Origin of the sequence: Shewanella cyperi (assembly GCF_017354985.1) — a bacterium.
GTDB lineage: Bacteria > Pseudomonadota > Gammaproteobacteria > Enterobacterales > Shewanellaceae > Shewanella > Shewanella cyperi.
Window position 1 is genome coordinate 1,549,078 of the sequence record NZ_CP071501.1, and the last position, 20,267, is coordinate 1,569,344.

At 55.3% G+C, this 20,267-nt stretch carries 23 protein-coding genes; 13 read left to right on the forward strand and 10 right to left on the reverse strand.

The window, feature by feature from the left end; all coding sequences use genetic code 11:
* Nucleotides 1-58 precede the first annotated feature (58 nt).
* From nrdD to ribA, 4 genes are all read left to right on the forward strand, one after another.
* Complete coding sequence (gene nrdD / locus JYB84_RS06535; RefSeq protein ID WP_207322615.1) at nucleotides 59-2,176, forward strand: anaerobic ribonucleoside-triphosphate reductase; 2,118 nt, start codon at nucleotides 59-61, stop codon at nucleotides 2,174-2,176.
* Nucleotides 2,177-2,220: 44 nt separating this feature from the next.
* Nucleotides 2,221-2,721 carry an anaerobic ribonucleoside-triphosphate reductase-activating protein gene (nrdG, locus tag JYB84_RS06540; RefSeq protein ID WP_207322616.1) on the forward strand — a complete coding sequence of 167 codons (501 nt, stop codon included), beginning with the start codon at nucleotides 2,221-2,223 and terminating at the stop codon, nucleotides 2,719-2,721.
* A gap of 51 nt (nucleotides 2,722-2,772) precedes the next feature.
* The gene (locus tag JYB84_RS06545) at nucleotides 2,773-3,129 is read left to right on the forward strand and encodes a YibL family ribosome-associated protein (protein WP_207322617.1); all 357 of its coding nucleotides are present in this window, start codon (nucleotides 2,773-2,775) and stop codon (nucleotides 3,127-3,129) included.
* 145 nt (nucleotides 3,130-3,274) lie between these two features.
* Nucleotides 3,275-3,892 carry a GTP cyclohydrolase II gene (gene ribA, locus JYB84_RS06550; protein WP_207322618.1) on the forward strand — a complete coding sequence of 206 codons (618 nt, stop codon included), beginning with the start codon at nucleotides 3,275-3,277 and terminating at the stop codon, nucleotides 3,890-3,892.
* A 69-nt stretch (nucleotides 3,893-3,961) separates the two neighbouring features.
* On the opposite strand, the gene JYB84_RS06555 is transcribed toward ribA, so the two are convergent.
* From JYB84_RS06555 to suhB, 10 genes are all read right to left on the reverse strand, one after another.
* Nucleotides 3,962-4,336 carry a hypothetical protein gene (locus JYB84_RS06555; protein WP_207322619.1) on the reverse strand — a complete coding sequence of 125 codons (375 nt, stop codon included), beginning with the start codon at nucleotides 4,334-4,336 and terminating at the stop codon, nucleotides 3,962-3,964.
* Between the two features lie 57 nt (nucleotides 4,337-4,393).
* Nucleotides 4,394-4,804 carry a VF530 family protein gene (locus JYB84_RS06560; protein WP_207322620.1) on the reverse strand — a complete coding sequence of 137 codons (411 nt, stop codon included), beginning with the start codon at nucleotides 4,802-4,804 and terminating at the stop codon, nucleotides 4,394-4,396.
* A gap of 103 nt (nucleotides 4,805-4,907) precedes the next feature.
* Nucleotides 4,908-6,341 (reverse strand): carbon starvation CstA family protein, encoded by a 1,434-nt coding sequence (locus tag JYB84_RS06565; protein ID WP_207322621.1) that lies wholly within the window; start codon nucleotides 6,339-6,341, stop codon nucleotides 4,908-4,910.
* A gap of 119 nt (nucleotides 6,342-6,460) precedes the next feature.
* Nucleotides 6,461-7,171 (reverse strand): two-component system response regulator BtsR, encoded by a 711-nt coding sequence (btsR, locus tag JYB84_RS06570; RefSeq protein WP_207322622.1) that lies wholly within the window; start codon nucleotides 7,169-7,171, stop codon nucleotides 6,461-6,463.
* Nucleotides 7,168-8,844, reverse strand: coding sequence for a sensor histidine kinase (locus JYB84_RS06575; RefSeq protein ID WP_207322623.1), 1,677 nt, complete (start codon nucleotides 8,842-8,844; stop codon nucleotides 7,168-7,170). Before JYB84_RS06575 ends, btsR begins: the two co-directional genes overlap by 4 nt.
* A 298-nt stretch (nucleotides 8,845-9,142) precedes the next feature.
* A complete protein-coding gene (locus tag JYB84_RS06580; RefSeq protein ID WP_207322624.1) occupies nucleotides 9,143-9,490 on the reverse strand; it encodes a ribbon-helix-helix domain-containing protein in 348 nt (115 codons plus the stop codon).
* The gene (locus JYB84_RS06585; protein WP_207322625.1) at nucleotides 9,477-10,145 is read right to left on the reverse strand and encodes an AAA family ATPase; all 669 of its coding nucleotides are present in this window, start codon (nucleotides 10,143-10,145) and stop codon (nucleotides 9,477-9,479) included. The genes JYB84_RS06580 and JYB84_RS06585 overlap by 14 nt, the downstream gene beginning before the upstream one ends.
* A gap of 72 nt (nucleotides 10,146-10,217) precedes the next feature.
* Entirely contained in the window at nucleotides 10,218-10,520 is a 303-nt protein-coding gene (locus JYB84_RS06590; protein ID WP_207322626.1) for a PilZ domain-containing protein, read from the reverse strand.
* A gap of 203 nt (nucleotides 10,521-10,723) precedes the next feature.
* Nucleotides 10,724-11,896, reverse strand: coding sequence for an NnrS family protein (locus JYB84_RS06595; RefSeq protein ID WP_207322627.1), 1,173 nt, complete (start codon nucleotides 11,894-11,896; stop codon nucleotides 10,724-10,726).
* Nucleotides 11,897-12,033: 137 nt separating this feature from the next.
* Nucleotides 12,034-12,837: an inositol-1-monophosphatase gene (gene suhB, locus JYB84_RS06600; protein WP_207322628.1), complete on the reverse strand. Its 804-nt coding sequence runs from the start codon at nucleotides 12,835-12,837 to the stop codon at nucleotides 12,034-12,036.
* Between the two features lie 152 nt (nucleotides 12,838-12,989).
* Between suhB and trmJ the strand changes: the two genes are divergently transcribed.
* The 9 genes from trmJ to fdx all read left to right on the forward strand — a co-directional run bounded on the left by trmJ (nucleotide 12,990) and on the right by fdx (nucleotide 20,032).
* Nucleotides 12,990-13,712, forward strand: coding sequence for a tRNA (cytosine(32)/uridine(32)-2'-O)-methyltransferase TrmJ (gene trmJ, locus JYB84_RS06605; RefSeq protein WP_207322629.1), 723 nt, complete (start codon nucleotides 12,990-12,992; stop codon nucleotides 13,710-13,712).
* 8 nt (nucleotides 13,713-13,720) lie between these two features.
* A complete protein-coding gene (gene cysE, locus JYB84_RS06610; RefSeq protein WP_207322630.1) occupies nucleotides 13,721-14,542 on the forward strand; it encodes a serine O-acetyltransferase in 822 nt (273 codons plus the stop codon).
* 193 nt (nucleotides 14,543-14,735) lie between these two features.
* A complete protein-coding gene (iscR, locus tag JYB84_RS06615) occupies nucleotides 14,736-15,197 on the forward strand; it encodes a Fe-S cluster assembly transcriptional regulator IscR (protein ID WP_207322631.1) in 462 nt (153 codons plus the stop codon).
* Nucleotides 15,198-15,281: 84 nt separating this feature from the next.
* Nucleotides 15,282-16,496 carry an IscS subfamily cysteine desulfurase gene (locus tag JYB84_RS06620; RefSeq protein WP_207322632.1) on the forward strand — a complete coding sequence of 405 codons (1,215 nt, stop codon included), beginning with the start codon at nucleotides 15,282-15,284 and terminating at the stop codon, nucleotides 16,494-16,496.
* Between the two features lie 33 nt (nucleotides 16,497-16,529).
* The gene (gene iscU, locus JYB84_RS06625; RefSeq protein WP_207322633.1) at nucleotides 16,530-16,913 is read left to right on the forward strand and encodes a Fe-S cluster assembly scaffold IscU; all 384 of its coding nucleotides are present in this window, start codon (nucleotides 16,530-16,532) and stop codon (nucleotides 16,911-16,913) included.
* A gap of 12 nt (nucleotides 16,914-16,925) precedes the next feature.
* Complete coding sequence (gene iscA / locus JYB84_RS06630) at nucleotides 16,926-17,249, forward strand: iron-sulfur cluster assembly protein IscA (RefSeq protein ID WP_207322634.1); 324 nt, start codon at nucleotides 16,926-16,928, stop codon at nucleotides 17,247-17,249.
* A 14-nt stretch (nucleotides 17,250-17,263) separates the two neighbouring features.
* Nucleotides 17,264-17,788 (forward strand): co-chaperone HscB, encoded by a 525-nt coding sequence (gene hscB, locus JYB84_RS06635; protein WP_207322635.1) that lies wholly within the window; start codon nucleotides 17,264-17,266, stop codon nucleotides 17,786-17,788.
* Nucleotides 17,789-17,827: 39 nt separating this feature from the next.
* Nucleotides 17,828-19,687 carry a Fe-S protein assembly chaperone HscA gene (hscA, locus tag JYB84_RS06640; protein WP_207322636.1) on the forward strand — a complete coding sequence of 620 codons (1,860 nt, stop codon included), beginning with the start codon at nucleotides 17,828-17,830 and terminating at the stop codon, nucleotides 19,685-19,687.
* A gap of 9 nt (nucleotides 19,688-19,696) precedes the next feature.
* Complete coding sequence (gene fdx / locus JYB84_RS06645) at nucleotides 19,697-20,032, forward strand: ISC system 2Fe-2S type ferredoxin (RefSeq protein WP_207322637.1); 336 nt, start codon at nucleotides 19,697-19,699, stop codon at nucleotides 20,030-20,032.
* The last annotated feature ends 235 nt before the right edge of the window (nucleotides 20,033-20,267 follow it).

Genomic DNA, 20,267 nt, shown 5'->3' on the forward strand with positions numbered 1-20,267 from the left:
CTATATAAAGCACTAGATGATGTGGTGCATATTTCAACAGAGCCAAGAGGGAATGAAGATGCCGGTCGTGATAAAGAGGGATGGTTGCCAAGCCCCGTTTGATGAAACCCGTATCCGTGATGCCGTGATGGCGGCCTCTGCCCATGAGGGGATTGAGGACGTGGACTACGCCGCCACAGTGGCGGCAGTGGTGCATGCCGGTGTCAGTCACCTGCAGCAGGTGCACATCCACGAGCTGCAGTTGGCGGTGGAAAACTGTCTGATGGAAGGCCCCTACAAGGAGGTCGCCCGCCATTATATTGAGTACCGTCACGACAGGGACGTGTGCCGCGAGGCCAGCAGCAGACTCAATCAGGAGATCCGCTCACTGGTGGAGCAGACCAACGCCGCCCTGTTGCATGAAAATGCCAACAAGGACTCCAAGGTCATCCCTACCCAAAGGGACCTGCTGGCCGGCATCATAGCCAAGCACTATGCCAAGCGCCATATTCTGCCCAAGGATGTGGTGGCCGCCCACGAGGCCGGTGATATTCATTATCATGATCTTGATTACGCACCATTTTTCCCCATGTTCAACTGTATGCTCATCGATCTGGAGGGCATGCTGACCCGGGGCTTCAAAATGGGCAATGCCGAGATTGAGACTCCAAAATCCATTTCCACCGCCACGGCGGTAACGGCGCAAATCATAGCCCAGGTGGCAAGCCATATTTATGGTGGCACCACAATCAACCGCATCGATGAAGTGCTGGCGCCCTTTGTGGCCAAGAGCTACGAGAAGCATTACCAAACCGCGCTGACCTGGGGTGTCAAGGATGCCAAGGATTACGCCATCGCCCTGACAGAGAAAGAGTGCCACGACGCATTCCAGTCCCTGGAGTACGAGGTCAATACCCTGCACACCGCCAATGGCCAAACCCCGTTTGTCACCTTTGGCTTTGGCCTCGGAACCCGCTGGGAATCACGGTTAATCCAACAGTCAATCCTGCAGGTGCGGCTCGAAGGCCTGGGACGTAATCGCAAGACGGCGGTATTCCCCAAACTGGTATTTGCCATTCGCGATGGGATTAACCACAAGGCCGGCGATTGCAACTATGACATCAAGCAACTGGCGCTGAAGTGTGCATCCCAGCGCATGTATCCCGACATCCTCAATTACGAGCAGGTGGAGAAGGTGACCGGCTCCTTTAAAACTCCCATGGGCTGTCGCAGTTTCCTCGGGGTTTATGTGGAAAATGGTGAGCTCAAACACGAAGGCCGTAATAACCTGGGGGTAGTCAGCCTCAACCTGCCCCGAATTGCCTTGCTGGCCAAGGGCGATGAGAGTGAATTTTTCCGCCTGCTGGATGAACGTCTGGCCACGGCGAGGACGGCACTCGACACCCGTATCGAGCGTTTGCAGGGGGTCAAGGCCAGGGTTGCGCCGATCCTCTATATGGAAGGCGCCTGCGGCGTCAGGCTCAAGGCCGATGATGATATCGCGCCTATTTTCAAAAACGGCCGCGCCTCAATATCCCTTGGCTATATTGGTCTGCATGAAACCATCAATGCCCTCTATGGCACCGAAGAGCACCTTTACGATTCGGCCCGGCTGCGGCAAAAGGCGCTCGACATAGTGGCTCATATGCAGGCGGCCACCAAGCGCTGGAAGGCCGAAACCGGTTATGGCTTCAGTCTCTACAGCACTCCCAGCGAGAGCCTGTGCAGCCGTTTTGCCAAGATAGATGCCAGTGAGTTTGGGGTGATCCCCGGTGTCACCGACAAGGGGTATTACACCAACAGTTTCCACCTCGATGTGGAAAAGAAGGTCACGCCCTACGACAAGATTGATTTCGAGGCGCCATATCCACTGCTGGCCACCGGGGGCTTCATTTGTTACGGCGAATACCCCAACATGCAGCACAACCTGGAAGCGTTGGAGAACGTGTGGGACTACAGCTATAGCCGGGTACCTTACTATGGCACCAACACGCCCATCGATGAATGTTACGACTGCGGCTTTACCGGCGAGTTTTCCTGTACCAGCAAGGGTTTCGTCTGCCCCTCCTGTGGCAACCATGAACCGAGCCGGGTATCTGTGACCCGTCGGGTCTGCGGTTACCTTGGCAGCCCGGACGCCAGGCCGTTTAACCATGGCAAGCAGGAAGAGGTTAAACGCCGGGTCAAACACCTTTAATCCTGAACCACAAGGGGCGCTTTGGCGCCCCCGAGGGCGCACAGATGAACTTCCACAAATACTATCCGCTCGATGTGGTCAATGGTCCGGGTACCCGGGTGACGCTGTTTGTGGCCGGCTGCGAACACCAGTGCCGCGGTTGCTATAACCAGTCCACCTGGGATCTGCGCAGCGGGCAGGTGTTCGATAAGGCCATGGCCGATACCCTGATCCACGATCTCAACGACACGCGAATCCCTCGCCGGGGCCTCAGCCTATCCGGTGGCGATCCCCTGCATCCGGCCAATCTGGCCGCCGTTGGCGCCTTGTTGCAGCGGGTGCAGCGGGAATGCCCGGGCAAGGATGTCTGGCTCTGGACCGGCTATGTCCATGAAAACCTGAGTGACGCACAGCGCGCTGTGGTCGAGCTGGTGGACGTGCTGGTGGATGGCCCCTTTGTGCAGGAGTTGCTGTCACCGGGATTGCCCTGGCGCGGCAGCAGCAACCAGCGGGTGTTGACCCTCAAGCCAAATAATTCACGCCAGGCAGGCGCTTCGCTGTTATAATGCCTCCCTTGGCACCACGCAGGTGCATTAAGGTATTGAATAGGTAACAGCATGAATTTGAAACAAGAACTGCATGAGCTTAACGATAAGCTCGATAAATTCCGCCGCAAGCTCGCCGCTGCCGAGCAGCGGGGCGATCAGCATGTGGTAGCGCAGTTCAAGCAGGAAATGGCGGCCCTGACTAAACGCATCGCCAGTGTCAAACAGCAACAAACCCGGGAACTGGGCAAACAGGCCGGTGAAGTCAAGGATTTGCCGTTCAGGCGCGCCATCACCAAGGCCGAGCAGGCCGACATGGGTAAGCTGAAAAAGTCGGTCAAGGGACTGGTGGTGGTTCATCCCATGACGGCCCTGGGAAGGCAGATGGGCCTGACCGAGGTGACGGGTTTTGCACCCAAACCTTTCTGATATCCCAGTTATCCACTTGGGTATTCCTGTACCAGCCAAAAGTGCTTAGAATAGGGCTCCCGAGGCGCCGCAGTTGTCGGCGCCGTCTGTTTTGTCAGGGATTTCAGCTGTCTCATGGAATGAGAGCTGTCGTGAAGGTTGAAACATGTCGATAAAATACGTCGCCACTTCCAAATTGCCTACCCCTTGGGGCATCTTTGCCATGCACGGTTTTGAAGATACCGAGACCGGCAAGGAACATGTGGCGCTGACTTACGGTGAGCTGGACGCCAAGACCCCGGTGCTGGGGCGGATCCACTCCGAATGTCTTACCGGGGATGCCCTGTTCAGCCTGCGCTGTGACTGTGGTTTCCAATTGCAGACCGCCATGCAAAACATTGCCGAAGCCGGTTGTGGTTTTATCCTTTATCTGCGTCAGGAAGGGCGTGGTATAGGCTTGCTCAACAAGATCCGCGCCTATGAGTTGCAGGATCAGGGTGCCAATACCGTCGAAGCCAATGAGCGTCTGGGCTTTGCGGCCGATATGCGTAAATATGACATGATAGCCCCCATGCTGGCCCATATAGGTGTCACCCAGGTGCGTTTGATGACCAATAATCCGCGCAAGGTCAAGGCTATGCAGGATGTGGGCATGGACGTGGTGGAGCGGGTGCCGTTGCAGGTGGGTAAGAACCGTTATAACGAGGCCTACCTCAAGACCAAATCCGATGCCCTGGGGCATATGATGTCCGAGGTCCATTTTAACGATGACCATCAGGACTGAATGTGTTTCAGTGCTCACATATGAATAAAAATCAGCGCCTTATGGCGCTGATTTTTTATAGGGTCCGGGCTAAGCTCCCTTGCCCCGTCGGGCTGCTTTCAGCTGCTCCCCCGTCAGCGCAAGCAGCCTGGCATTTAGCTCGGTCAATTCACGCCCAAGCTGTTCTCGTCTGTGTTCGGCACTGTCCGAGTGGTTGCCTCTGAGCTGCTGTAATTCTTTGTTTAACTCCTGCAGGCGAACCTTAAGCTTGGCAATTTGTTGCTCGAGGGGATCCTGGTGTTCCTGTTGACGGTTTAGTTCAGAGGTGGCCTCACGGCTGGCACCAAAGGCTTCGGCAATATTCAGGGCCCGGACCAGGTCTTTGCTTGGCTCACTTGCCTGATTGAGCCTGGATGCAGGCACCACGCCAGGCAGGGCGGACGCAGGGGAAATCAACATGGCCATGACACAACCCTTTCTTGGACTCCAATATCAGGTTATCGGCCAATCGGGTGCCTGGCTTTAGCTGCGTTTGCCCCAGATATCGGCGTTGACAGCGCCGCTGACATACTCCTGCTTGGTGGTGCTTTTACCGGCAGGCGCCTCTTTGTCGGCCGGTTTGGCCTTGGCTATGTGTTTTGTTTGAGCAGTGTGTTTCGTTTGGGCCGGGTGTTTCGTTTGCGCTGAGTGTGCTTCAACCCTGGCCATCGGGACCGGCTGGCCGTGACACTCAAGGTACAAATGCTCGACTTTTTCCCTGGCCCAGGGGGTGCGACGTAAAAAAGTCAGACTGGATTTGATGCTGGGATCCTGGCTGAAGCAGCGTATGGCAATGCGCTGTGCCAGAGCAGGCCAACCGAGCTCAGCTACCAGATACTCCAGAATGTGTTTGAGTGTCAGGCCGTGAAGTGGATTTTTGGGTTGTTCGGACATGTGGGCTCTGTTTGACGGGCCGGTGGGCAAAACCTGATTGTAACCCGCCGGGGCAACAAAAAACAAAGGCCGGCATTGCCGACCTTTGTGCGTGCTGCCAGCCTCAGGCTTTTTCGGCCACTTCAACCGCCTTGCCCTTGGTGGTCAATAACAGACCGCCCGCCACAGTAACAGCGATAATGATGCCTGCCACGGTGGAGAGGGTCATGGGCAGACCGGCACCCAGGGTGGCGGAGTTGAGCAGGAAGGTCACCACCACAGTGGTCATAAAGGTAGCCGGCACAGTACAGATCCAGTGCAGCTTGTTATGACGCATCAGATAAGCGGAAGCAGTCCAGAGCATAAGTACGGCGGTGGCTTGGTTGGCCACACCGAAATAGCGCCAAATCACCCCGAAGTCCACCTGCGTCAGTATGGCGCCGACCACGAACAGGGGAATAGCCAGCAGCAGACGCTTGCCCAGCTCATTTTGTGGCAGATTGAAGAACTCTGACAGGATCAGACGGGCAGAGCGGAATGCGGTATCACCCGAGGTGATTGGCAGCACTATCACACCCAGTACCGCCATAAAGCCACCTATGGTACCCAGCAGACCGGTGGACGCTTCATAGACCACGTTGGCAGGATTGCCGGCCATGCCGCTGGCGAGGCCTTCAACACCGCCGAAGAACGACAGGGCAATGGCACACCAGATCAGGGCGATTATGCCTTCACCTATCATGGCGCCGAAGAACACGAAGCGGCCATTGGATTCATTTTCCATGCAGCGGGCCATCAAAGGTGATTGGGTGGCATGGAAGCCGGAAATGGCGCCACAGGCAATGGTGATAAAGAGGGCCGGCCACAGTGGCATATCCTTGGGATTGAGGTTGGTCAGGAAGTCAGACGCCTGAACACCTGGCAGCAAACTGTGTTCGGTCGAGACCAGCAGGGCTATGGTCAGTCCCACGGACATAAACAGTAGCAGGGCGCCGAAGAAGGGATAGAGGCGACCTATGATCTTGTCTACCGGGACTATGGTGGCTACCAGGTAGTAAACGAAGATCACGCCAACGAAGATGCTGATATCGGCACCGGTCAACTTGGCCAGCAGGCCCGCAGGTGCGGAAATAAATACTACGCCCACCAACAGCAAGAGTATGGTGGCAAAGACATTCATGAAGTGCTTGGCTTTCTTGCCCAGGTATTTGCCCGCCAGATTGGGTACCGATTGGCCCCCATTGCGTACCGACAGCATGCCGGAAAAATAATCGTGCACCGCACCGGCAAAAATACAGCCTATGACTATCCACAACATGGCGGCAGGGCCATAGAGCGCACCCAGGATAGGGCCAAAAATCGGACCCACGCCGGCAATGTTAAGCAGTTGAATAAGGTATACCTTGCCCTTGGACATGGGCACGTAGTCAACCCCGTCGGTTTGGGTAAAGGCCGGTGTTTGCCGTTTGGCATTGATCCCGAACACCTTCTCCACGAAGGTGCCGTAAATCACGTAGCCGCCTATGAGCAGGCCAACGCAGAGTAGGAACCAGGTCATTGCTTCTCTCCTTCTTTTTTCAGTACTGGCAGTTTATGGGAAGGAAAGCCACCCTGGTGGTGATTTTGACCGAGCGGTCAAATGGAAAGGTTGAGCGGTTATCTGCCGGCGTCAGTGGTTCAGTGAAATCCGAAATACTGCTTGAGTTCTTTAAGATAGCGCCTGGATACCGGCACCCTGGCACCGCTGCGGGTTATGACTTCGGCGCCGCCATCCTGCAACTCTATCTCGGCGATGGCAGCAGGCGCCACCAGATACTGGCGATGACAGAAGATGAGCCGGGTTTTTTCCTCCAGCAGTTTGAGGGTCATCTGGGTATGCACCAGGCCATTGGTCGTCGCCACGTGAACGCCGCCAACGTCGCTGAAAATAAATTCCACATCAGAGATGGGCACGACCTTGAGGCGGTTGCCACTGAAGCAGGGCAGGTGGGTGAGTTCGGCCGGGGTAACGGGCCCGAGATCTTTGGGGGCCAAGTCCTGCCTGAGCCGTGCCAGGGTATGTTCCAGTCTGTCGGGATCTATGGGTTTGAGCAGGTAATCGAAGGCATGGTATTCGAAGGCCTTGATGGCGAACTCATCAAAGGCGGTGACAAACACTATCCTTGGCATGGTGCTTTTATCCAGCATTGCCAGCAGTTCCATGCCACTTATCCTTGGCATTTGGATATCCAGAAACACCAATTGCGGCTTGAGTTCGTTGATGGCCTGCATGGCCTCAATGGCATTACCTACCTGAGCAAGAATAAGGATATCCGGCGACTTGGCCAGCAGTTCGGCCAGCGCCTCCCGGGCGTAGGGTTCGTCATCAACCAGGATGCAGGAAATCACGACTCTTTCTCCGTCAGTGGCAGGGTGATGGTCACCCGGGTATATTCGTCGGCCCGGCAGTCTACCTTTACCCCATATTGGTTACCGAATTGATTCTGGATCCGTTTATGCACCAGGTTCATGCCCAGGCCCTCGCTGCTTTCCTTGGCTTGATAGAGGCCGGCATTGTCGGTCACTTCCAGCACCAATATACCTGCTTCAGCCTTACCGGTAACCTGGATCCTGCCTTGTTCCAGCAGCTGGGAGGTGCCATGTTTGACCGCATTTTCTATGATGGGCTGCAGGGTAAAAGCCGGCAATTTTTGCTGCATCAGTTCCACCGGGATGCGGATATCGACACTGAGTTTGTCGATAAAGCGCGCTCTTTCAATGCCCAGATAGGCTTCTATGTGCTCAAGCTCATCGGCCAGCGACACCAGATCCGGGCTGCGTTTGAGATTGATGCGTAAAAACTGCGATAACTGCTGCAGCAGACTTCTGGCCTTGTCGGGATTGCGGCGAATGATGGCGCCTATGGTATTGAGTGCATTGAACAGGAAATGCGGATTGACCTGGGCTTGCAGTAATTTGAGTTCGGTCTGGGTCAGCAGGATTTTCTGCTGTTCCACCCGGCCATAAAGTATCTGGTTGGACAGCAGCCTGGCTATCCCTTCACCCAGGGTGCGGTTGATGTTGAGAAACAGTTTGTTTTTCGGTTCGTACAACTTGATGGTGCCTATTACCTCAGTATCACTGCGCAAGGGGATCACCAGGCTGGACCCCAGACGGCATTGGGGCGAGATGGAACAGGCGTAGGGCAATTCAACGCCATCGGCGAACATCACCTTGTTGTCCTGTATCGCCTCCAGGGTGATTTTCGAGGCGATTGGCGTCCCGGGAATATGGTGATCGGCCCCAATGCCGATAAAAGCCAGCAGTTTTTCCCTGTCTGTGATGGCCACAGCGCCGACATTGGTTTCCTCAATGACGATTTGCGCCACCTCGGCGCTGGTGCGCTCGTTAAATCCCTGGGAGAGTAAACCGACACTGCGCTCGGCAATTTTAAGTGCCTTGGTGGAAAAGCTCGACGACAGTTTGTCGAACATGGCCTTCTGATCTTTGAGCATGCTCATAAAGAGGGCCGCCCCCATGGAGTTGACCAGCAACATGGGCGGTGCAATCTGCTGGACCAGTGCCCAGGCGTCCTCAAAGGGCTTGGCCACTATCAGTATGATCAGCATTTGCATGATTTCAGCGTAAAAAGTTGCCAGGCCCGCCACCAGAGGATGATAGCTGAGTTCCGGTTTACCCAGTCGCCTCAGGGTGAGACTCAGCAGTCCCGCCGAAAGGCCCTCCAGTGTCGTTGACAGGGCACAGGCCACGTCGGTAAATCCACCCATGCTGTAGCGGTGCAGACCACCGGTAAGCCCCACCGCCAGCCCGGTCACCGGACCACCGAGCAAGCCACCCAGGACTGCACCCATGGCGCGGGTGTTGGCAATCGCCCCATGGGTTTGTTCGCCAAAATAGGTGGCCATGATGCAGAAGGTCGAAAAAATTAGATAGATGATGATCTTATGGGGGAGCCTGGGGGAGCTTTCGGTCAAGACCTTGAACAATGGGGTCTTGCTGGCCAGATAGACGAATACCAGATAAAGGCACATCTGCTGCGTTAAAAGCAGGATAAGCGGCATGCAACTGCTCTCCAAAAGCTCCGGCCCAAAGCGACGTCACAGGGATAAGACGCAGACTTAAGGCTGAAGGCGGGATGATTGCTGCTGACGCTGGCTGCAACAGCCAGGCTTCGCCGGCAACGTCCCCTTGGGTTAATCCAACTGTGTCTGATGGCAAGGATGTTAGCCCAGGCCCCGACAAGGCTCAAGCGGCTTACTTTCGCGGTTTCATGCACTTTAACGTGCTAAAAGATTGGCGGGTGTGAGCTGTGAACCGGGTGAAAAGGCAGGCTGTCGGCTGACAGCCTGGTCTTGGCAATCACAAATGATCGTCTTTACGGCGCTGCAATATATGGCCTTGCTCGCCCGAACTCTTGTCATAAAACTCTTTGATAAGGATCCTGAGCAATTTGGATTTGGCTATGCCCGACTCCTTGGCTATCTCATCCAGCTGGGCGATGCTGGCTTCGGTTAGGGTAAAGGTGGCATGACGATATGACTTGGTCGTCATCTTATCCAGGCCGCGCTTTGGCGGCTTGGATTTCTGACCCGCCAACAGGGTCGGTTTACCGGATGCATAATTGTTGGCATCAGCGATAAAGTCTTCCACCGAAATCTTGCTGCGGTCGACTTTGGGTTTCTTGCGTTTAAGGTCAGTTAAGCTCATAGCGATTTTCTGGTGGTATGGCGAGCAGTTCATCTGCGATGGCGCGAATTTCTTCCGCTGCCTTGCCATCGGGTTCGATTTCGAGGACGGAGGAACCGCTCTCTTCGCTGTCGTCGTAAATATTACGGCTGAAGGTGACTGAGTCCAGTACCCGCAGCCCGAAGGACTGTACCACTTCCTTGGCTTCCAGAATGCGTTTTCCCTGGGTTGGCAGGGCTGGACACTGAGTCAAAACCACGGTTGCCACCATCTTGGGGTTGACCATCTTACAGGTGGCCAGCATGTCTTCCATGTGGGGCAGGGTCTTGAGATCCCGACGTTTGGGACGCAGCGGTACCACCACATAGGTGGCCACCGACATGGCGGCACGCATCGCCAGGTTGTCCTGACCACCACAGTCGACTATCACATAATCGAAACGCTCATTCAGACTGAGCAAATCATTACGGATTTTGCCGTACAGCTGAATACAGTTGATTTGTGGCAAATCGGCAGCGTTGTTACGGGCCTGGATCCAGTCGGAAGTCGTGCGCTGGGGGTCGCAATCGACCATGAGCACGTTAGCATTGAATTTTTGTGTGATATGCACTGCGATATTTTGTGCCAGACAGCTCTTGCCGCTGCCACCTTTTTCACCGCCCACAAGCAGAATCATTTCTGGATCTCCAAATGCCTGTCATTTTTGTGTAAGTATAGAACAATATTGGGAAAATCCCTCTGGGTTCCGTCAGATTAGCTGCAGCGCAACATGGAAACTTTGCGAATTACGCTCGGAGCAGCGGCATACCTGTCCCTGAACTGTGTTTTCTTTGTCGCTGCCCGGATTGAAGACCACTTCCACCAGATCACCCATGGCGAAAGGACGGCGATACTCAAACAGCACGCCACGACGGGCCAGATCAATACAAATGCCATCGTCTGTGTGCACAACCCCGGCCCTGTCGGTCCAGCGCAGCAGAATGCGTTCGGCTTCCAAGTCTACCCTGAGCGAGCCACGACGCTCTTCGAAATCCTTTGGATTGTCATCCATTGCACAAGTCTCCAGCGATTAGATAAAAAACACTTAAAAATTAGCATAATTGCTTTTGCTAAGAATACCAATGACCAATTGAGTGGCATACGGAAAAACATCCGTAAAACGGGACAGAGTTGGCAAATTGACGGGGGAAGGGAATATGTTCTGTGGTGGGAAAAAGAAAAGGGGCCTAAGCCCCTTTACGAAAAACAAAAATGTCAGCCCGGACGACCATCAACCCTGGGGGCCATCAACATGGGGCCGTAATAGAAGATAAACAGGCCAAAGGCCACCAGCCACAACATGCCAGACAAGAATAACAGCGGCAGATAGGCTTCCGGAATAAGATTGGCCAAAGGACGGATCACACTGGCGGCGATCATAAAGCCAAATGCGGCGCTCATGGGGACCGGAGGCGTCAGGGTGCGGCCGGTATGACCCAGAGACACCCGAGCCATCATGGCCAGGATCATGCTGCCCATGCCGCCAACTGTGACCAGATGCAAGCCGGCAGACACCTCAGGCTTGGCGGCCATCAGCAGCAACCCCAGCGGAATGGCAACAAAACTCAGGTGCAGGGACCAGAGCAGAGGCACGCTGAAGCTGTGTCGCCAGCCCCAACGGGACCAACGTACCAGCAAGACCAGGCCGGCCAGCACGGCGACTACCTGAGTCAACAAAGCCACTCCGACAAACAGGCTGACGATAAGCGTCAACATCAGCACCACTGCAGCAACATCCAACGCCGGTACCGCCTGGGTTCTTTGCCATTGGGTTGCCCGTTCGGTGAAGAAGGGGATAACCCGTCCGCCCAGCAGTGACACCACCATAATCACCACCATGGCAGCGCCCTTGAGCGCCAATTGCGCCAGCTGCGGGTTCTGCTCCATCAAGGCCACGTGACTCATGCCGTTGAAGAAGGTCAGCAGCAGCAATATGGGCACAAATACCAGATTGCGCCATTGTTTCACCTTGAGCACGGCCATTGCCATAAAGGCGGCGGCCGTCAGCAGGAATCCCATGTCCAGTATCATGGCGGCAAGAGGCGGTAGCAGACTGCCATCAAGCAGCAGCAATCTCGGGGCAAGCCAGAGGACAAACAGCGCGATAAGGGGCCATCCCTTGAGGCCGGGAACCCCGGTCCAGTTTTGCACCGCCGTCAGCAGAAAACCGACTATGATGGCGCAGACAAAACCGAACAGCATTTCGTGGCCGTGCCACCACAGCAGATTGCCGTGGGGAGACAGGGTCATCCAACCGCTGAATTGCAGCAACCACAAGAGCAGGGCCAGCATGCTGAACAGGCTGCCGAACAGAAAGAAGGGTCTGAAGCCGAGGCGGAACAGGGCCGGTTTGAATTGCTTGGCGACGGGTTCATCAATATTGATCATGGCGCACCTTGGAAGAGGAACTGAGTTGGCCGCCATTATAAGGTGTATTTAAATGGCATGTAACAGTGGCGGCGGCGAATGATAAAAAAAACCGCCCTGGTGGGCGGTTTCTGTGACTCAGCTCGCGCTTCAGCGCTTCAGCGCTTCAGCGCTTCGTTCAGCAGGGGGCGCATGATCTTGACCAACTGGGTGGTGGCCTTGGGGGAGCCGGCCACTATGTTGCCTGACAGCAGGTAGTTATGGCCACCGGTAAAGTCGGTGACAGTGCCACCGGCTTCGCGGCAGATAAGATCGCCCGCAGCAATATCCCAGGGCTTGAGGCCCAGCTCAAAGTAACCATCCATACGACCGGCAGCCACATAAGCCAGATCCAGGGCGGCAGAGCCTGCGCGGCGCAGATCGGCACACTGGCTGAATACTTCGTTCAGTATGGCCATGTAGGATTCAGTGTGTTGACGGGATTTGAATGGGAAGCCGGTGGCAATGATGGCATTGTTCAGATCGTTGCCATTGCCGACGCGGATACGGAAGTCGTTGACCTTGGCACCGCGGCCACGGACCGCGCTGAACAGCTCTTCGCGAACTGGATCATAAACCACGGCGACTTCGGTTTTACCCTTGTACTGCAAAGCGATGGAGACGGCGAAATGGGGGATACCACGCACGAAGTTGGTGGTGCCATCCAGAGGATCGACAATCCAGACATAGTCTTTGTTTTCACCGCGGTCTTCACCCTTTTCCTCACCAACTATGGTGTGGTCTGGGTAAGATTTGCGGATCTGATAGATAATCGCTGCTTCTGCTTCCTTGTCTACACTGGTAACGAAATCGTTCACCCCTTTCACACTCACCTCAACGCGGTCGAGTTCGGTGTAGGCACGCATAATAGTTTGGCCGGCGGCGCGAGCGGCGCGCACGGCGATGGTCAGCATCGGATGCATTGCAATCCCCTGGATGTTAAAGAACGAAAAATAAGCGGCGCGTATTATAGCCGATCCACGGGGTATATCAATTACAGATTTTCATATAAGGTTTTGCCACCCCCTATGTTAAACTCGCGCTCTGTGTTTTATGAATTAAATTAAGTCGTTTCATGCTGAGCAATATTCGCGTCATTCTTGTGGGCACCTCCCATCCGGGCAACATCGGTTCCACTGCCAGGGCCATGAAAACCATGGGGCTGAGCAATCTGTATCTGGCCGAGCCCAGGGTGGAGCCCGATGGTCAATCCGTGGCGCTGGCTGCTGGTGCTTGCGACATACTTAAGAACCTGGTCAAGGTGGACTCGCTGGCCGAAGCCATCAAGGATTGCTCCCTGGTGATAGCCACCAGCGCCCGCAGCCGCACCCTGGACTGGCCCATGCTCGATCCGCGCCAGGCCGGCGAAAAATTGGTTGCCGAAGCGAAATCAGGGCCCGTGGCCATAGTCTTTGGCCGTGAAAATCATGGCCTCAGCAACGAAGAGCTGCAGCAGTGCAACTATCATGTGTTTATTCCCGCCAATCCCGAGTACAGCTCCCTTAATCTGGCGCAGGCGGTACAAATCATCTGTTACGAGACCCGGGTGGCGCATTTGGCTCAGGAAGCCGAGCCGCAGGAGATAGTGGAATATCCGCTGGTGGAAGATCAGGAGCGCTTTTTCGAGCACCTTGAAAAAACCTTGTTGTCCACCGGGTTTATTATCAAGAATCACCCCGGCCAGGTCATGGTTAAACTCAGACGTCTGTTCAGCCGGGCGCGGATAGAAAGTCAGGAAATGAATATTCTCCGGGGTATTCTGACTTCGATTGATCGTTGGGTTGAACCCAAAAAGTAGGAAGGTATATGGGCGTCATTTCCAGACTGAAAGAAGATATTGCCTCTATTTATCACAGGGATCCCGCGGCGCGTAATGCGTTTGAGATCCTGGTGAACTATCCCGGTATGCATGCCATTTGGTTGCATCGTATCAGCCATAAGCTGTGGAAGCGGGATTGGCGTTTCGTGGCGCGCACCCTGTCGACTTTTTCCCGCTGGCTAACCGGTGTCGAGATCCATCCGGGTGCCACCATTGGGCGGAGGTTTTTTATCGATCACGGTATGGGCATAGTGATAGGGGAGACCGCCGAGATTGGCGACGATTGTACCCTGTATCATGGCGTTACCCTGGGCGGCACCAGCTGGAATGCCGGCAAACGCCATCCCACCCTGGAAAATAACGTGGTGGTGGGGGCCGGCGCCAAGATCCTCGGTCCCATTACCATGCATCAGGGCGCCAGAGTCGGTTCCAATTCAGTGGTGGTAAAGGACGTTCCAGCCGATACCACAGTGGTGGGGATCCCGGGTCGCATAGTGACCACTCCCAGTCCCCAGTCAAAGGAAACCAGCGAAAGACGCAATGCCATGGCCAAGAAATATGGCTTTGATGCCTATGCTGTGGCACCGGACAATCCGGATCCTGTGGCCAATGCGATAGGCCAGATGCTGGACCATATGCATCTGATGGATTCCAAGGTTCAGGAGCTGTGTCAGGCAGTCCAGTCATTGGGAGGCAGTGTCTGTACCGAAAAGCTGCCTGAGCTGGATGTGGGCGAGTTCAGTGACGCCGAGATGGCTGCGGCAGAAAAGCGTCAGCATGCCATCGACGAATTCGATCCCATAATCTGAGGCGCCATGCGGATTAATTTGGCCATTAACGTTGAATAATGTGCCGAAAAAAGGTTAAATACCCCAGCCCGGCGCAGGGGTATTGTCGATGTGGGTTCGCTTAATACCTGACTGAATTAGTCGGATTTTTACTTGACTGAATTACTCGGGTATGTTGCAATACTCCCATATTTTATTGGGAGCTGTGGTAGTTATGAAACTTACGTCTAAAGGCCGCTATGCAGTAACAGCCATGCTGGATGTGGCAATCCATTCCGCATCCGGTCCTGTTCCCTTGGCCGATATCTCCGAGCGTCAGGGGATTTCGCTCTCTTATCTCGAACAACTTTTTGCCAAACTGCGCAAGCAGGGATTGGTGGCCAGTGTCCGTGGTCCGGGTGGTGGTTACCGTTTGGGCCTGGAGGCCTGGGAAATTTCCGTTGGCATGGTGGTCGCTGCGGTTGACGAGTCGGTTGATGCCACTCGCTGCCATGGCAAGGGCAACTGCCAGGGCGGCAGTCGTTGCCTGACCCATTCGCTGTGGGATGATTTGAGCAAACAGATTTCTGAATTTCTCAATGGCATCACTCTGGCCGGATTGATGCAGAAGCGCGATGTACAGTTTATTTCGGTCAAACAAGATAAGATCCAAATGGAGCACAGGGTATCGGCCTGAGCCTGACCCGTGTTGAATGTATTAAAAATAAAGCGTGTACGTTGTAAGTAGCCTCAGCTGAGACTGCGAAGTACGGAGTGTGTGATGAAGCTTCCTATCTATTTAGATTATGCCGCAACAACACCTGTTGATCCTCGGGTCGCAGAAAAGATGATGCAGTTTATGACTATGGACGGCGTGTTTGGTAACCCAGCCTCCCGTTCACACCGCTATGGCTGGCAGGCCGAAGAGGCGGTGGATATCGCCCGTGCCCAGGTGGCGGAACTGATCAATGCCGATCACCGCGAAATCGTGTTCACCTCCGGTGCCACCGAGTCAGACAACCTGGCCATCAAGGGTGTGGCTCATTTCTATAACAAGAAAGGCAAGCACATCATCACCAGCAAGACGGAACACAAAGCGGTACTGGATACCTGCCGTCAGCTGGAGCGTGAAGGTTTCGAGGTGACTTACCTTGAGCCGGCCGCAAACGGCATCATTCCCATGGAGCGTCTGGAAGCGGCCATGCGTCCCGACACCATTTTGCTGTCGCTGATGCACGTCAACAACGAAATCGGTGTGATCCATGATATTGATGCCATCGGCGAGCTGTGCCGCAGCAAGGGCATCATTTTCCACGTGGATGCCGCCCAAAGTGCCGGCAAACTGCCAATCGATGTGCAGAAGACCAAGGTGGACCTGATGTCCATTTCCGGTCACAAGATGTACGGCCCCAAGGGTATTGGTGCCCTGTATGTGCGCCGTAAGCCACGTATCCGTCTGGAATCCCAGATGCACGGCGGCGGTCATGAGCGCGGTATGCGCAGCGGTACCCTGGCGACCCACCAAATCGTTGGTCTGGGTGAGGCCGCGGCCATTGCCAAGGCCGAAATGGCGGAAGAAAATGCCCGTATCGCCCGACTGCGCGATCGCCTCTGGAATGGCATCAAGGACATAGACGAGACCTATATCAACGGTGATATGGAGCAGCGCTTCTGCGGTAACCTCAACGTCAGCTTCAACTTTGTTGAGGGTGAATCCCTGATGATGGCCCTGAAAGACTTGGCCGTATCATCCGGTTCCGCCTGTACCTCTGCCAGTCTCGAACCCTCCTATGTGCTGCGCGCACTGGGACTGAATGACGAGATGGCCCACAGCTCGATCCGTTTCTCTATCGGCCGCTTCACCACCGAGGAGGATATAGATTATGCAATTGAAATCATTCACAACTCTATCGGTAAGCTGAGAGAAATGTCACCGCTTTGGGAAATGTTCAAAGACGGTATCGACCTCAGTCAAGTGCAATGGGCACACCACTGATTAAGTGGTTCAAGAGAGATTTGGAGCAGTATCATGTCTTACAGTGAAAAAGTAATAGATCATTATGAGAATCCCCGTAACGTGGGTTCTTTCGACAAAAACGACCCGAACGTGGTGACAGGCATGGTGGGTGCGCCCGCCTGCGGCGACGTGATGAAGCTGCAGCTGAAGATTGATGCCAACGGCATTATCGAAGACGCCAAGTTCAAGACCTATGGCTGTGGCAGTGCCATTGCCTCCAGTTCGCTGGTGACCGAGTGGGTCAAGGGCAAGACCATAGAAGAGGCTGCGGCCATCAAGAACACCGATATTGCCGAAGAGTTGGCTCTGCCTCCGGTGAAAATCCACTGCTCTATCCTGGCAGAGGACGCCATCAAGGCGGCACTGGAAGACTACAAGTCCAAACACGGCAATTAATCCGGAGTCCCCATGGCGATTACTATGACGCCGGCCGCCAATGAAAGGGTAAAAGCCTTTCTGGCCAACAGGGGCAAGGGACTGGGGCTGCGCCTCGGTCTCAAGACCTCTGGTTGTTCCGGCATGGCCTATGTGTTGGAATTTGTTGATGATCTGAACCCTGACGATGAGCTGTACGAGATCGATGGCGTTAACATCATCATAGATGCCAAGAGTTTCATCTATTTGCAAGGCATTGAGCTGGACTTCGTCAAGGAAGGCCTCAACGAGGGCTTCAAGTTCAACAACCCCAATGCGAAAGGGGAATGCGGCTGCGGTGAAAGCTTCACCGTCTGATCCGAAGAAGGCGTATGAATTATTTCGAGCTGTTTAATTTCCCCGCTGCCTTTGAACTGGATACCCAGGCCTTGGCCGGCCGTTATCGTGAGCTGGCCAGTGCCGTCCATCCGGACAAGTTTGCCGGTGGCAGCGAGCAGGAAAAACTGCTCGCCGTCAGCCGCACCGCGATGATCAACGATGCCTTCCAGACCCTCAAAGACCCGGTACGCCGTGCAGAACACCTGCTGGTGCTCAAGGGCGTTGACATTCGTCATGAAATCCAAACGGTGCGGGACACCGCCTTTTTGATGCAGCAGATGGAATGGCGCGAAGCGCTGGAAGACATCAGCCACAGTGACGATCCCGGTCGTGAGATAGATGCGCTGCGCGACTCCTTCCGCGATTATTCAGCCGGGGTGACCGAGACTCTCAAGCGCCTGCTGGCAAGCAGTGTGGCCGATGATTGGCACCTGGCGGCGGATCAGCTGCGTAAACTCAAATTTATGAACAAGTTGCAAGCGGAGCTAGAACGGGCCGAAGACGCCCTGTTCGAATGACCCGCTTCAACCTGACGTCCAAGAACAAGTTGGAAATCTATGGCCCTTTTGCAGATTGCTGAGCCCGGACAAAGCGCCGCGCCACATCAACACAGACTCGCGGTCGGTATCGATCTGGGTACCACCAACTCCCTGGTTGCCGCCGTGCGCAGTGGCGAGCCGGCGACCCTGCCCGATGCCGAAGGCAGACATTCATTGCCGTCCATAGTGCGCTACACCGACGAAGGCGTTGAAGTGGGTTACCAGGCCGAGGCCGCCTCGGCCCAGGATCCGGCCAATACCATAGTGTCGGTCAAGCGTTTTATGGGGCGCAGTCTCAAGGATGTGCTGGCCGGTGAGCATAAGTTTCCCTATGACTTCGGCACCAGTGAACAGGGATTGCCCCTGTTCAATACCCCCCAGGGCATGGTCAATCCGGTGCAGGTGTCGGCAGAGATTTTGCGTCCGCTGATCCAAAGGGCTGAGCTGACCCTGGGTGGCAGTCTGGAAGGCGTGGTCATTACCGTACCTGCCTATTTTGATGACGCTCAGCGTCAGGGCACCAAGGATGCCGCCCAGTTGCTGGGCATGAAGGTGTTGCGCCTGCTCAATGAGCCCACGGCTGCGGCCATCGCCTATGGTCTGGACTCGGGTCAGGAAGGGGTGATTGCCGTATACGATCTCGGTGGTGGTACCTTCGATATTTCCATATTGCGCCTGAATAAAGGGGTGTTTGAAGTGCTCGCCACCGGCGGCGATTCGGCCCTTGGCGGTGACGATTTCGATCATCTGCTGGCCGCACACCTGGCGAACCAGTGGCAGCTGACGGATGACGGTGCCGTACTGGGCCGTAAACTGCTCATCGAGGCGCGCCGCGTCAAAGAGGCCCTGACCACAGATGCTGAGGTAGTTGCCAAGCTTGAACACCAGGGCCTGAGCTACAGCACGTCAGTGCAGGTTGAGACCTTCAACGAGCTTATCCGCGCCCTGGTGAAGAAAACCATCATGGCCTGTCGCCGCACCCTGCGCGATGCCGGTATCGAGGCCGCCGATGTATTGCAAACCGTGTTGGTGGGAGGTTCTACCCGGGTACCTTTGGTGCGCTCCGAGGTGGAGCAGTTCTTTGGCCAGGCGCCTTTGACCGGCATAGATCCCGACCGGGTGGTGGCCATAGGTGCCGCTATCCAGGCTGATATTCTGGTGGGGAACAAGCCTGATACCGACCTGTTGCTGCTGGATGTGATCCCCCTGTCTCTGGGGATCGAAACCATGGGCGGTCTGGTGGAGAAAATCGTGTCCCGCAATACCACCATCCCGGTGGCACGGGCCCAGGAATTTACCACCTTCAAGGATGGTCAAACCGCCATGGCCTTCCACGTGGTGCAGGGCGAACGTGAGCTGGTGGCCGATTGCCGCTCCCTGGCGCGCTTTACTCTCAAGGGCATACCGCCATTGGCGGCCGGTGCGGCTCACATCCGCGTCACCTTCCAGGTGGATGCCGATGGCCTGCTCAGCGTTACCGCCATGGAAAAGTCTTCCGGCGTGAAGGCCTCAATCCAGGTAAAGCCGTCATTTGGTCTGTCGGATACCGAAATTGCCACCATGCTCAAGGATTCCATGAAGCATGCCAAGGACGATATCAGCCGCCGTATGCTGGCGGAGCAGCAGGTGGAAGCCGCGCGGGTGCTGGAATCGTTGAACTCGGCACTGGCCAAGGACAAAGACCTGCTGGAACAAAGCGAATTGGACGCCATCCTCACTGCCATGGGTGTGCTTGCCGAAACAGCAAAAGGGGACGATGCCGACGCCATCAGCGCCGCTATCGCCCAAGTGGACGAGCAAACCCAGGAGTTTGCCGCCAAGCGTATGGACAACTCAATCCGCACCGCCCTCAAGGGGCAGTCGGTCGACACTATATAGGTAACAATCATGCCGCAAATCGTATTTCTGCCCCATGAAGAACTGTGCCCCGATGGCGCCGTGGTTCAGGCCGAAGTGGGTGAGAGCATTCTGGACGTGGCACTGCGCAGCGGGATCCAGATTGAGCACGCCTGTGAAAAGTCCTGTGCCTGTACCACCTGTCACGTCATAGTGCGTGAAGGCTTTAACGAGCTGGAACCTTCCGACGAGCTGGAAGATGACATGTTGGACAAGGCCTGGGGCCTGGAGCCCGAGAGCCGTCTTTCCTGTCAGGCCAGGGTGGTGGATGCGGACCTGGTGGTCGACATTCCCAAATACACCATCAATATGGTCAGCGAAGGCTAAGGCTGTTGCGATTTAAAAATCCCCGGTTAGCCGGGGATTTTTTTTGCCCAAGCCATTTGTCAGGGCGCCGGCAGTCTGCACCCCGCCAGCCTATTTCCCTCAAGTTAAATTCCGCGGTTTTTTCGGGGAATCGCCATAATTGCTGACACAGAAATCTCTCTTGTGTGCATTTCGCCGTCAGGGGCCAGTGAGCATGATTGCTTTTGGCTTCAGGCGGCGTATGATGCGCTCGTTT